This is a genomic window from Lentzea pudingi (genome assembly GCF_014646255.1).
Classification (GTDB): Bacteria; Actinomycetota; Actinomycetes; order Mycobacteriales; family Pseudonocardiaceae; genus Lentzea; species Lentzea pudingi.
The window spans coordinates 253,969-266,548 of record NZ_BMNC01000007.1 but is presented as its reverse complement, the minus strand read 5'-3'; the positions used below and the strand labels follow the sequence as shown (position 1 = coordinate 266,548).

The window sequence follows — 12,580 nt, the reverse complement described above, 5'->3', positions numbered from 1 at the left end:
CAGCTCCGTCAGGGCGCCGGAACAGCCTTCTCCGCCGCACGACTGGTCTCCTCCCACGCGGCCCACGTCTCCATTCGCCGCCGGGAGATGTCGAACGCAACGTCGTAAACCATGCTGCCGAGCAGGAGCCTCAACGGCGGCTCATCACTCGCGACCAACTTCATCACCGCCTCAGCCGCCAACTTCGGCTCGCTGTCAACGGACCCCTCAGCCCACTGCTTCTGCAACTCCTCGCGCAACCCGTCGTAAACGGGGTTCGGCTCAGTCGCCCGGCTGCTCGTGTACAGGTCGGTCCAGTACCCACCGGGCTGGACGATGGTCACCTTGACCCCGAACTGCGCGGCCTCGGCAGCCAACGCCTCGCTCATCCCTTCGAGCGCGAACTTGCTGGCGCTGTACAGCCCAGTGCTGGGGAACCCACCCAACGCCCCGATGCTGGAGATCTGCATCAGGTGCCCACCCCCGTTGGCGCGCAGATGCGGCATCACCGCCTGACTGACCCACAACGCCCCGAAGAAGTTGAGCTCCATCTGCGCCCGAGCCTCAGCTTCGCTGAACTCCTCCACCATCCCCGCGAACAACGCACCAGCGTTGTTCACCACGACATCAAGCCGTCCGAAGTGCTCAACAGCCTTCTCCGTGACGGCAAACACGGCCTCCCGATCCGTGACGTCCACCGGCAGCCGAAGCAACCGCTCCGGATGCCCCGCGGCCAACTCGTCAAGCGGCGACAGGTTCCGCGCCACCCCGACAACCCGGTCACCCGCGGCGAGCGCCGCCTCGGTGAAGGCCCGGCCAAGCCCACGGCTCGCACCGGTGACGAACCAAACGCGCGATGAGGCTGACGCAGTCATCTTCGTTCCCCCTGTGGCTCTGACGAGACGAGACGTCTCGTCTCGTTGACCTGACGAAGCATGCCCCGACCAGGGTGGCCGTGTCAAGACGAGACGTCTCGTCTCGTCATGCGCTAGATTGACGCCGTGTCCACGACGGTTGCTCCAGACCCCACCCGACGCAACGACGGCGTACGGCGCGCGATCCTCAGCGCCGCCATCGACCAGGTCGGAGAGGTGGGCTACGCGAAACTCACCATCGAGCGCATCGCCAAGTCAGCAGGGGTAGGCAAACAGACGATCTACCGCTGGTGGCCCTCCAAGGGCGCGCTGTTCTTCGACGCCTTCCTCGACCTGGCCGGCGACGGCGAAGCAACGGCCCTCCCGGACACCGGCGACCTGGCGGCAGACCTGAAGCTGGTCCTGGACGCCACAATCGACGAACTCAACAACCCGCGCTTCGACCAGGCAATGCGCGCCCTGCACACCGAGATCGTCCTGGACCCGGCCCTGGCCGCCGAGTACGCGACGCGCCTCGACAATCCGATGCGTGACATCAAGAAGGCCCGCCTCCGCACCGCGCAAGAAGCCGGCCAACTCGCCGAGGACGTGGACCTGGAGGTGGCGGTTGACCTGGTCTGGGGGCCGATCCTCAACCGATGGCTGCACCGCACGGCGCCGCTGACCAGCGAGTACGCGCACCAGGTGGTGGACACGGCGTTGCGAGGCCTCGCGCCCCGCGTCTCGTGAGCGTCAGCGACGACCGGCCGTCGTCGGGAAGCGGACTGCCCCGAAGGTCACTGTCCAGGGCATTGCGCGCGTCGCCGGAGTCGGCCCGCTGACTCACGCCTACGTGGACCAGGTGGTGGACACGGCGTTGCGAGGCCTCGCGCCCGCGTCTCGTGAGCGCCCGCGAGCACCGACCTCATCGAGGATCATCTGCTGAGTGCGGCTTGTGGCCCGCGCTTCTCTGGGCCGGGCAGGTGAAGCCGTGCCAACGACGGCCGGGGTCGGTTGCCGCACCCATAACCTGACCGCCGTGGAGATCTCCGAGCTGAGCACCGACAGGCTGCACGAGTTCGCCGTCTACCTGGCCGCCGCTGAAGCGGCCCGCGAAACGTCGTACCGAATCAAGATCGAAGAAGAAGGGCGGCGCTTCCGCCTCGAGATCAACGGCAAGCTCGCGCGGGTGTTCGCTCGCCGCACCGCGCAGGAACGCCCGATGCGGCGTGGCACCCAGCAAGATGCCGACGGCGCGCACGCGTTGGTGTTCGTGGACCTGTCCTTCGGCGCGCCGGCCTTTTACGTGACGCCGGCCGACGTCGAGCGTGGCGATGTCGAGCAGTACCCCGGCGGCTGGGACCGGTTTGCGGGCTGACCTGCGCGGCCTAGGTCTGGGCCAGGTCCGTGAAGCGGCTGTAGTGCAGTTGGTGCGCCACGACGATGGTCGCGGTCGGTCCTGCGCGGTGCTTGGCGATGATCAGGTCGGCCTCGCCGGCGCGTGGGTCGTCTCGTTCCCAGGCGTCTGGGCGGTTGACCAGGATGACCATGTCGGCGTCCTGCTCGAGGGAGCCTGACTCGCGGAGGTCGGAGAGCATCGGGCGCTTGTCGGTTCGTTGTTCCGGGCCGCGGTTGAGCTGTGAGATCGCGATTACCGGGACGTGGAGTTCCTTGGCGATCAGCTTGAGGTTTCGGGAGAACTCCGAGACTTCCTGCTGGCGGGACTCCGTCTTCTTGCCCGAGGACATCAGCTGGAGGTAGTCGACCACGACCAGCTTGAGGTCGTGCCTCTGCTTGAGGCGGCGGGCCTTGGCCCTGATCTCCATCATCGTGAGGTTCGGGCTGTCGTCCACGAAGAGCGGGGCCTCGCTGATCTCGCTCATCCGGCGGGCCAGGCGGGTCCAGTCGTCGTCGCTCATGGTGCCGCCTCGCATGTCGCTGAGGCGGATGCGTGCCTCGGCGGAGAGCATGCGCATGACGATTTCGGTGCGGCTCATCTCCAGGCTGAAGATGGCGCTGGTCATGCCGTGCTTGACCGAGCACGACCTGGCGAAGTCGAGGCCCAGCGTCGAGTTGTGGGTCGGGATCATCGTCTCGCCCGCGAGGTACAGGTGGTCGTGGTTGTCGACCTCCACGCACCTCACCGGGACGGAGGCGACCGGGCGGACGGCGACGATCTCCACCTGGTCGTGCTTGCCGAGGCCCGCGATCAGTTCGTCGACGTCGCGGCGCAGGCGGGCGAAGCGGCCGTCGATCTGCAGGGCGGCGAGCAGTTCGGCGCGTTGCTTGTGCGAGGCGCGCAGGTAGGCGGCGGGGATGTGCGGGTCGTCGGCCAGGTCCAGTTCCTTGGCGACGCGCAGTTCCTCGTCCGTCAGCTCCAGGTCGCCCAGGCCCGAGAGGAACTGGCCGAGCGCGCGGGGCGAGAGGGGCAGCGCTGCGGCAGGCAGTTCCCAGGCCGCGGACATGCGGACGAACATGCGGCACACGCCGACGCGCTCGAACAGCTGCGCGGTCGTGCGGATCGCCCAGAAACCGCCGGTCTCGCTGCACGACTCCGTCAGCCACTGGTGCTCGGCGTCGGCGACGATCACCGTGCCGTCGGAGAACTCCACCTCGAAGCACGGGCGGCCCGTCATCACCTCGGTCGCGGCGACGACCCTGGTCGGGCGGCCGTCGGCGCCGATCAGGTACGAGCCGACGGACACCGCACCCATCGTCGTCCAGCCGGACGGGGTGGGCAGCGGGGTGTCGAGGGCCAGCGCCTTGCCGACACCGGGGCGGGCGGCGACGATGATCATCTGGCCGCCGTGCAGGCCGTTGGTCAGGGCGTCGAGGTCGGCGAAGCCCGTCGGGATGCCCTGCGAGATGCCGCCTCGGGACGCGATCGCGTCGATCTCGTCCATCGTCGGCTGCAGCAGGTCCTCGAGGGCGACGTAGTCCTCGGTGGTGCGGCGGTCGGTGACCTCGTAGATCGCGGCCTGCGCCCGGTCGACCACCTCGTCGACGTCCGCGCCCTCGGCACCGTTGTAACCCAGCTGCACGATGCGCGTGCCGGCCTCGACCAGACGGCGCAGCACCGCCTTCTCGGCCACGATCTCGGCGTAGTAGCCGGCGTTCGCGGCCGTGGGGACCGTCGCGATCAACGTGTGCAGGTACGGCGCGCCGCCCACGCGCAGCAGTTCGCCGCGGCGCTCGAGCTCGGCCGAGATGGTGATCGGGTCGGCGGGCTCGCCACGGCCGTAGAGGTCGAGGATGCAGTCGTAGATCGCCTGGTGCGCCGGGCGGTAGAAGTCGTTCGGCGCGAGCGCCTCGATGACGTCCGCGATCGCGTCCTTCGACAGCAGCATGCCGCCGAGGACGGACTGCTCCGCCGCGAGGTCCTGGGGCGGCTGACGCTCGAATGCGGGCTCCGCCATGCCCCGGTCGTCCACGAGCGCCACTGCCGAATCACCCCTGCGAAAGAAGTCGAGAGACGGTGCCTAAGTCCCCTAGTTGTACAGCGAGGCACCGACAATTTCGGGCGGCCACGCTGCGCGATGGCCCTGCCCTGACAGCGACGCTAGAGGGACCCGTCCGGAGCAAGCAAACCAGCGTGTGGATCGACCTGTGGACAACTGGGGGACAACCTGTGGATGGTTGCTCACAGGGGTGGTGGTGCTGGGGACAACCTGTTGACAACTAGTGGAGTGACAGAAGTAACTGCAGCTCAAAGGCTGTGCACAAGTTGTGGAAAAAGTTGTGTGGCACGGCGTCGGCGTGTCGCAGAAAACACTATCGTCGGCGTGTCGCGCCCACGGTGGACATGTCGTTTATCCACAGGACGTGGACAGAACGACGCTGGTCCGAACGAGCGAAAGCGCCACCCACCCGGAGCATTCCGGGTGAGCGGCGCTTCAGCAAACCGAACCGTGGGCGATCCCCACCAACGCGTGGTGGGACCACCGCACGATGCGACGCCACAAGTTCGCCCGTGGGTCTGCGGGGGTCGCCCCGCGACAGACACGCGGAGGCGAGCTCTGCGAAGCCGCGTTGGCGGGTGAGCAGGGCTCGCCACTCGCTGGAGCCGTAGGGCTTGCTACTCGCCGCCGGTGACGACGAGCGGCAGGGCGACGGTGACCTCGGGGTGGAGGCGAACCGTGACCGAGTGCTTGCCCGTGGTCTTGATGTGACCCGGCAGCTCGATGGCGCGCTTGTCCAGGACCGGACCGCCGGCGGACTTGACGGCAGCCGCCACGTCCGACGCGGTGACCGAGCCGAACAGCTTGGTGCTGCCCGCGGCGGCCTTGGCCTTGAGCGTCACGGAGAGACCCTCGAGCGCGGTCTTGATCTCCTTGGCGTGGTCCAGGTCGCGCACGCGGCGGGTGTCCTGCGCGCGGGTGATGACCTGGATCTGCTTCTGCGCGCCACGGGTCGCGACGATCGCGAGACCACGCGGGAGCAGGTAGTTGCGGCCGTAGCCGTCCTTGACCTCGACGATGTCGCCGGGAGCGCCAAGGCCGGAAACGTCAGCGGTGAGGATGAGCTTCATCGCAGTGTCTCCTTCTCTTAGCGGGCGGTCGAGGTGTAGGGCAGCAGGGCCATCTCACGGGCGTTCTTCACGGCAACAGCGACGTCGCGCTGGTGCTGCGAGCAGTTGCCCGTGACGCGGCGGGCACGGATCTTGCCGCGGTCGGAGATGAACTTGCGGAGGAGCGTCGTGTCCTTGTAGTCGATCAGGGACGCGCTCTTGTCCTTGCAGAAGGCGCAGACCTTCTTCTTGGGCTTGCGCACAGGCGGCTTGGCCATGTGTCTCTAACTCCTGAATACGCGATGTGTGAAGTACTGGATGACCGGTGCAGTCGGTCTAGAAGGGGGGCTCGTCGGCGAAGCCACCGCTGGAACCGGCCTGCGGGGCCGAGCCCCACGGGTCGTCCGCGGGCGCGCCGCCACCGCCGCGAGACTGCTGACCGCCGCCGCCGCCGAAGCCGCCGCCACCGCCGCCGTCTCCACGGCTGACCTTGTTGACCTTCGCGGTCGCGTAGCGCAGCGAGGGGCCGATCTCGTCGACCTCCAGCTCCACGACAGTGCGCTTTTCGCCTTCCTTCGTGTCGAAGGAACGCTGGCGCAGCCGTCCGGAGACGAGCACTCGCGAACCGCGGGTGAGCGACTCGGCCACGTTCTCGGCGACCTGACGCCACACGTTGCACCGCAGGAACAGCGCTTCGCCGTCTTTCCACTCGCCCGAGTTCTTGTCGAACGTGCGGGGCGTGGAGGCGACCGTGAAGCTGGCCACCGCCGCACCGGACTGGGTAAAGCGCAGTTCAGGGTCGGCAGTCAGGTTCCCGACCACCGTGATCGTCGTCTCACCAGCCATGTCTTGGGAGCTCCCCTAATCGAGGTTCGTCAGGCCCTGGCGGCGGCGCGGGCCGCCGACTTGGCCGACTTGGCGTCCGACTTGGCCGCGGCCTTGGCAGCCAGCTTGGCGGCCTTGGCGGGCTCGCGGCGCAGGACCTTCGTCCGGAGCACCGTCTCCTGCAGACCGAGCTGGCGGTCCAGTTCCTTCACCGCTTCAGGCGTCGAGGACAGGTCGAGCACCGCGTAGATGCCCTCGCTGTTCTTGTTGATCTCGAAGCTCAACCGGCGCTTGCCCCACACCTCGACCTTCTCAACGTTTCCGCCCGTGGTGCGGATGACGTTGAGGAACGTGTCGAGAGACGGCGCGATCGTGCGCTCGTCGAGACTGGGGTCGAGGATGACCATCACTTCGTAATGACGCATGAGGACCACTCACCTCCTGTGGACTCGCGGCCACGGGCTTTCCGTGGCAGGAGGGTCGTCGCGTCAGCAACTGACAAAGGTTAACAGAGCGCGTCCGGTGACTACGCAGGGGTGCGGCGCAGCGCCCAGGTCCGCACCAGCGCGCCCGTGACCAGGGCCAGCATCAGCACCGCGACCAGCACCGGGGCACCGACACCGCCGGGACCGCTGAGCCTGGGCAACGCCGTCGCGCGACCGGCGGCCTGCACCAGATCGCCCTCGACGCCGGTCCCGTTGGACGCGCGGGGCACCTGCGAGCCGTACCGCACACCGGGCGACGGCGAGTACAGGCCGGGCATCGCGAACGGCAGCGAGCCGTAGCTGAACAGCGGCACGCGGCCGAAGTTCGAGCCGATCGGGTAGAGCGAGAAGTCGCGGTTGCTCGGCGCGCCCGCACCGACACCGGGGACTCCCGGCTGAGTTCCCGGCTGCGTGCCGGGCTGACCGGGCGGCGTACCCGGCTGAGGCTGCTGACCAGGCGGTTTCGGCGCGCCGGGGATCGCCCCGACGGCCTGCTGGGACGCGTCCGCGACGGCCTTCGCACCGTCCTGGACGGGCGCCGCGACCTGGTTGACGCCGGTCACCGTCACCTTGCAGCCGCTGGTCAGGGTCGCGCGGACGGTCTGGTCGAGCGTGCCGAGGATCGGCCCGAGCAGCGGGATCTTGTTCACCTCGACCATGACCGCGTTCGCGATCGTGCCGCCGGTGATGGTCGTCGTGCCGGCCTGCACCGCACCGATCGGAATGGGCTTGACCTGCGAGAACGCCTTCTGGAACGGCTCGGCGAGCGGCGGCCCGAGCAACGGGACGGCGCGCACGAGGTCCGTGATCGGCTGCGTCACCGCGGCCGGGCTCAGGGAGACGGGGGTGCCGGGCGCGCCCTGCACGGTGGTGGCACAGCTGCCGACCACGATGGGATCGGCCGCGTGCGCGACCCCGCCCACCGACGCGGACGCCAGGGCCAGCAACGCCGTGGCGGCGACGCTCGACAGCCTCATGCGAACCCCTTTCCTACTCTCTGGTAACGACCGTAGGTCCTGGTGGTGACGTAAACCATCCCCAGTTTTTCCGATTACTCCTATCGGCGGCGGCTGCGATGGCGTTGTGGACGCCGACTACCCTCCTGCGTATGCGCATCGGGGCCCATGTACGCGACGACGACCCGGTCGGCGCCGCGGCCGAACGCGGGGCCGAGGTCGTCCAGTTCTTCCTGTCGGATCCCCAGGGCTGGAAGAAGCCGAAACCTCATCCGCAGACGGAGGCCCTGCTCGCCTCGGACCTCGAGGTGTTCGTCCACGCCCCGTACCTGATCAACGTCGCGTCGCTGAACAACAAGATCCGGATTCCGTCCAGGAAGAACGTGGTCCAGCACGCGGAGGCCGCCGCGACCGTCGGCGCCAAGGGCCTGATCGTGCACGGCGGCCACGTCACCAAGGGCGAGGACCCGGCGGAGGGCTTCGCGAACTGGCGCAAGTTCTTCGAGCGCCAGGTCGCCGAGGGCGGCTTCGCGGTCCCGGTCCTGATCGAGAACACCGCGGGCGGCGACAACGCCATGGCCCGCACGTTCGACTCCCTCAAGCTCCTCTGGGACGCGGTCGGCGAGTTCGGCGCGGGCTTCTGCCTCGACACCTGCCACGCGTTCGCCGCCGGTGAGGACCTGGTCGGCATCGTCGATCGGGTGAAAGCCATCACCGGCCGGATCGACCTCGTGCACCTCAACAGCTCACGCGACGAGTTCGGCTCGTCGCGCGACCGGCACGACAACATCAAGACTGGCACCATCGACGCCGACCAGCTGGCGGCCGTGGTCGCCAGTGCCGGATGCCCCGTCGTGGTGGAGACACCGGACGAGGGCCAGGCCGACGACATCGCCTTCCTGCGCGACCGCGCCGGCCGGTGAACACCGTGCACGAGGTGGTGAGCGTGACGCCCGAGCGAGGCGACTCCGGGCGGTTCACGACCCGCTTCGGCAAGCCCGCCGCCGTCGTGCTCGTGCTCCTGTGCGGGCTCACGCTGCTGCTGGGCTTCATCAACAAGGACCGCTGCACCGGTCCCGCGTTCGACCAGTGGGGCCGCACGCAGCCCGACTACGACGAACGCAACAAGCAGGACGTCTGCTACTCCGACATCCAGCACCTCTGGATCGGTCGCGACATCGACCGGCACGTCTTCCCCTACGTCGACGGCAACATCAACGACAAGGGCATCCTCGTCGGGGGCACGGTCGAGTACCCGGTGCTCTCCGGCCTGCTCATCTGGGCGGGTGCGATCTTCGCGCACAACGACGCGGAGTACCTGCTCTACTCGTCGCTGCTGATGGCGCCGTTCGGCCTGCTCACGGGCTGGCTGCTGGGCAAGCTGGCCCGCTGGCGCGCGTTGCTGTGGGCCATCGGGCCACCGCTGGTCCTCTACGCGTTCCACAACTGGGACCTGCCGGTCGTGCTCTGCTCGGTCGCCGCGGTCTTCGTGGTGCACCGCTGGAACCGGCCGCTGGTCGAAAGAGCCGTGGTGGCCTCCGTGCTGCTGGGGCTCGGGTTCGCGTTCAAGGTCTACCCGGCGGCCTTCGTGCTGCCGCTGATGCTCTTCGTCGCCACCGGTGGCTGGCGCGGCCGGGAACTGCCGGAAGGCAAGAGGGTCGACGTCGCCGGCGCGGTCAAGGTCGGCCTCGCCTCGATCATCACGGTCGTGCTGGTCAACCTGCCGTTCGCGATCGCGGGCTACGACGGCTGGGCGGCGTCGTTCGAGTTCCAGTCGCTGCGCCGGGTCGACATCACGACGAACTCGATCTGGTACTGGGGCCTGCGGCCGTTCATCGGCGACGACGCGATGCAGTCGCTGGTCGCGGTCATCTCGCCGATCACGATCCTGCTGTCGTTCGGGATCGCCGCCGGCTACGGCTGGACGCGGTTCCGGCGCGAGGGCAGCTACCCGTGGATCGCGGTGTCCGGCGCGATGCTGTGCGGCTTCATGCTGCTGCACAAGGTCCACTCGCCGCAGTACACGCTGTGGCTGGTGCCGTTCCTGGTGCTGCTGCGCGTGCGGCTGGTGTGGGCCTTCGCGTACTTCGTGGTCGACCTGGCCATGGGCATCGGCATCTTCCGCTGGTTCTGGGCGATCGAGTTCGGGCAGCCCGCCGGGATCTACGACAGCTTCTCGGCGCAGGCCGTGATGATCGGCGTGTGGGGCCGGGCCGCGCTGCTCCTGGCTCTGTTCGTGGTGTTCCTCAAGTCCAGGGACGTCACCGAGGACGACCACGAAGATCTGAAGTTCATCCGCGGGGATGTAGCCGCCAGGGCCTGATCCGCCGCAGACTTCACCCGTGAGGGTGATCATCGTGCTGGCGTTGCTGCTGGTCTGCGGTGCCTCCGGCGTGCCCGTGCGGTCGGAGGTGATCCGCTGGCTGCCCGTGTGGCAGGCCGTGCCGACGCTGTCCGGTGCCGTGCCGGATCCGAGCGTGCGCACGACGGTCGACCTCGCGGCGGGCGGCACCTCGGTCCGGGTGCGCCTGTCGAACCTGATGGGCACCAGGCCGGTCCGCGTCGAGCAGGTGACCGTCACCGCCGACGGCGAGACGCGGCAGCTCACGTTCGGCCGCTCCCGTGCCGTCACGATCAGGGCCCGTGCCGAGGTCTACAGCGACGCCGTGCAGCTCAGGACCACCAAGACACTGGACGTCAGCACGTACTCCCCCGCCGGCACGCCCTGCCAGGCCCGCGCGCACCGCACGATCACGTCGACGCGTGAGCAGATCTGCCTGGTCTCGGCCGTCGAGGTCGCGGGCTTCACCGCGCCGGGTGCGGTGGTGATGTTCGGCGACTCGATCACCGAGGGCTTCTACGAGAACACCTGGCCCGCACTCGTCGAAAGCGACTACGCGGTCCTGAACGCGGGCATCAACGGTAACGGCGTGGTGCTGGGCAACGCGCCGATGGTCACCCGTGTGCACCGGGACGTCTTGTACAGCAAGGAAGTCCGCAAGGTCGTGCTGCTCGGCGGCATCAACGACATCCAGAGCGGCGTCAACGCCGAGAACGTCATCGCCGGCATCCGCACGGTCCAGCTGCGGTGCCGGAACGAGGGCGTGGAGTTCCACGTCGGCACCATCACGCCGTGGCGCGGCTGGTTCGCGTGGACCGAGGAGAGGGAATTGCAGCGCCAGAAGGTGAACGCGTGGATCCGCGCCACCTTCCCCGCCGCCATCGACTTCGACGAGGCCGTGCGCGACCCCGCCGATCCGCTCAGACTGCGTCCGGAGTTCGACTCCGGTGATCACCTGCATCCGAACGGGGCCGCATTCGGTGCAATGGCTCGCCTCGTACGGGTTTGACCAGCCGGCGGTCCGGCGCGTCGGCCAGTACGCCCGCCAACGGGTCGTCGCCCGCCATCCGCACGAGGTCGCGCTCCGGGTGGTAGATCTCCTTGAGGATCATCACGCACAACGCGATGACAGCGGCGTCACGCAGCAGCACGGCACCGAGGAACCAGTCGATCGGCAGACCCTTGTTGTCCGTGCCGAGGTAGAAGTACATGCGCGGCACCCACACCAGCGCGTCGACCGCCATCCACGCCAGCAGCAGCTTCCAGCGCGGCAACGCGAGCACCGCCAGCGGCACCAGCCACAGCGAGTACTGCGGGCTCCACACCTTGTTCGTCAGCAGGAACGCCGCCACCACCAGGAACCCGAGCTGCGCGAGCCGGGGCCTCGTCGGCGCCGAGAGGGCCACGTAGGCGATGCCGGCGCAGCAGACGAGGAACAGCACCATGCTGACCGTGTTGAGAACCGTCGGCGGTTGTCCCTGCGTCAGCCCGGGATCGAAGCCCGGCCAGCCCGTCCACTGCACCAGCACGTTGTAGAGCGTGTCCGGGTCCGCGTTGCGTTCGGTGTTGAGGCGGAAGAACTCCCGCCAGCCCGTCTTCGACGCCGGGTTCAGGGCGATCGGCGCGTTGACGAGCGCCCACGCGCCTATGGCCGCCGCGGTGGTGGTGAGACCCACCTTGATCCTGTTCGACCGCCAGCACAACAAGAGCAACGGCCCGAGCAGGAACAACGGATAGAGCTTCGCCGCACCACCGAGCCCCAGAAGCACACCGGCGAGCACGGGTTTCTTCCGCGCCCACGCCAGCAGACCGGCCGTCGCGAACGCCGTCGCGATGGTGTCGAAGTTCGTGAACGCGTGCACGATGACCAGCGGGGACACCGCGACGATCGCCGCGTCCCAGATGCGCCGGCGGGCGATCCGGGCGACGCAGAACACCGTCACCAGCCACGCCACGGCCAACCAGAACGCGGTGACGTTGAAGAACACGATCACCGTCATGGGCAGGCCCGGCACGAGCGCCACGAGACCCTGCGCCACGCGCGCGTTGAGCCACATGAACAGCCCCGTGACCACCGGGTACTCCATGTACCGGACGTGCTCGGTCGGCTTGCCCTCGTCGTCCTTCCACGACGTGATGTACGGGAAGGAACCTCGCTGGTCGAGCCGTTCGGCGGTGTAGAGCGGGACCGTGTCGGAGTAGCAGAGCGCGGTGAACTGCTTGCTGCCCCGCCAGTCGAGCTGCACGACGCCCTTGTCGTCCACGTACTGCTGGATGCACGGCGACTTCTGCACCCAGCCCAGCAGCAACGTGACCACGGCGAGCATCAGGACCACCCGCAGCGCCGTCCAGAAGTAGTTCCGGCCGACCTGCGCGTGCTCGCCGAGCGGACCGCCGAACGGTCTGCTCAGACCGCGGGCGAGTGACTCGGTCCACGTGGGTGCGACGCGCTCTTCACGGGTGAGCGAGTCGGTCTCCTCGGCGAGGTCGGACTCGGACGCCTCGGGGGGAAGCTCGGCAGGGCTGCTGGGCACGGGGCGGATGTTACGGCCAAGACCGTTTCGCCGTGGTCAACATCCCAGGTAACGCACAAAGCGAAGGGGCCCGGTGCGTGTGCACCGGGCCCCTTCGCG

13 protein-coding genes are annotated in these 12,580 nt (G+C 68.4%); 5 read left to right on the top strand and 8 right to left on the bottom strand.

What is annotated here, in order from left to right; all coding sequences use genetic code 11:
* Positions 1–8: 8 nt before the first annotated feature.
* Positions 9–854, bottom strand: coding sequence for an SDR family oxidoreductase (locus IEY88_RS26165; RefSeq protein ID WP_189157479.1), 846 nt, complete (start codon positions 852–854; stop codon positions 9–11).
* 126 nt (positions 855–980) lie between these two features.
* Between IEY88_RS26165 and IEY88_RS26160 the strand changes: the two genes are divergently transcribed.
* Complete coding sequence (locus tag IEY88_RS26160; protein ID WP_189157478.1) at positions 981–1,583, top strand: TetR/AcrR family transcriptional regulator; 603 nt, start codon at positions 981–983, stop codon at positions 1,581–1,583.
* 289 nt (positions 1,584–1,872) lie between these two features.
* On the top strand, positions 1,873–2,211 hold the full coding sequence (locus IEY88_RS26155; protein WP_189157477.1) for a hypothetical protein: 339 nt from the start codon (positions 1,873–1,875) through the stop codon (positions 2,209–2,211).
* Positions 2,212–2,221: 10 nt separating this feature from the next.
* Here the strand turns inward: IEY88_RS26155 and dnaB are convergent, their stop codons facing one another.
* The 6 genes from dnaB to IEY88_RS26125 form a co-directional block, all read right to left on the bottom strand.
* Entirely contained in the window at positions 2,222–4,180 is a 1,959-nt protein-coding gene (gene dnaB / locus IEY88_RS26150; protein ID WP_373294191.1) for a replicative DNA helicase, read from the bottom strand.
* Between the two features lie 728 nt (positions 4,181–4,908).
* A complete protein-coding gene (rplI, locus tag IEY88_RS26145; RefSeq protein ID WP_189157476.1) occupies positions 4,909–5,361 on the bottom strand; it encodes a 50S ribosomal protein L9 in 453 nt (150 codons plus the stop codon).
* A 17-nt stretch (positions 5,362–5,378) separates the two neighbouring features.
* A complete protein-coding gene (gene rpsR, locus IEY88_RS26140; protein ID WP_030480165.1) occupies positions 5,379–5,618 on the bottom strand; it encodes a 30S ribosomal protein S18 in 240 nt (79 codons plus the stop codon).
* Positions 5,619–5,676: 58 nt separating this feature from the next.
* Complete coding sequence (locus IEY88_RS26135) at positions 5,677–6,186, bottom strand: single-stranded DNA-binding protein (protein WP_189157475.1); 510 nt, start codon at positions 6,184–6,186, stop codon at positions 5,677–5,679.
* A gap of 29 nt (positions 6,187–6,215) precedes the next feature.
* The gene (gene rpsF / locus IEY88_RS26130) at positions 6,216–6,590 is read right to left on the bottom strand and encodes a 30S ribosomal protein S6 (RefSeq protein WP_189157474.1); all 375 of its coding nucleotides are present in this window, start codon (positions 6,588–6,590) and stop codon (positions 6,216–6,218) included.
* A 101-nt stretch (positions 6,591–6,691) separates the two neighbouring features.
* A complete protein-coding gene (locus IEY88_RS26125; protein WP_189157473.1) occupies positions 6,692–7,627 on the bottom strand; it encodes a hypothetical protein in 936 nt (311 codons plus the stop codon).
* A gap of 131 nt (positions 7,628–7,758) precedes the next feature.
* On the opposite strand from IEY88_RS26125, the gene IEY88_RS26120 reads away from it, so the two are divergent.
* The 3 genes from IEY88_RS26120 to IEY88_RS26110 are packed head-to-tail and all read left to right on the top strand — an operon-like array spanning position 7,759 to position 10,956.
* Positions 7,759–8,529: a deoxyribonuclease IV gene (locus IEY88_RS26120; RefSeq protein ID WP_189157472.1), complete on the top strand. Its 771-nt coding sequence runs from the start codon at positions 7,759–7,761 to the stop codon at positions 8,527–8,529.
* 23 nt (positions 8,530–8,552) lie between these two features.
* Positions 8,553–9,929 (top strand): glycosyltransferase family 87 protein, encoded by a 1,377-nt coding sequence (locus IEY88_RS26115; RefSeq protein WP_229693761.1) that lies wholly within the window; start codon positions 8,553–8,555, stop codon positions 9,927–9,929.
* Between the two features lie 19 nt (positions 9,930–9,948).
* Complete coding sequence (locus tag IEY88_RS26110; protein WP_189157470.1) at positions 9,949–10,956, top strand: GDSL-type esterase/lipase family protein; 1,008 nt, start codon at positions 9,949–9,951, stop codon at positions 10,954–10,956.
* On the opposite strand, the gene IEY88_RS26105 is transcribed toward IEY88_RS26110, so the two are convergent.
* Positions 10,868–12,481: a glycosyltransferase family 87 protein gene (locus tag IEY88_RS26105; RefSeq protein WP_189157469.1), complete on the bottom strand. Its 1,614-nt coding sequence runs from the start codon at positions 12,479–12,481 to the stop codon at positions 10,868–10,870. The two genes, IEY88_RS26110 and IEY88_RS26105, sit on opposite strands and share 89 nt — an antisense overlap.
* Positions 12,482–12,580 lie beyond the last annotated feature (99 nt).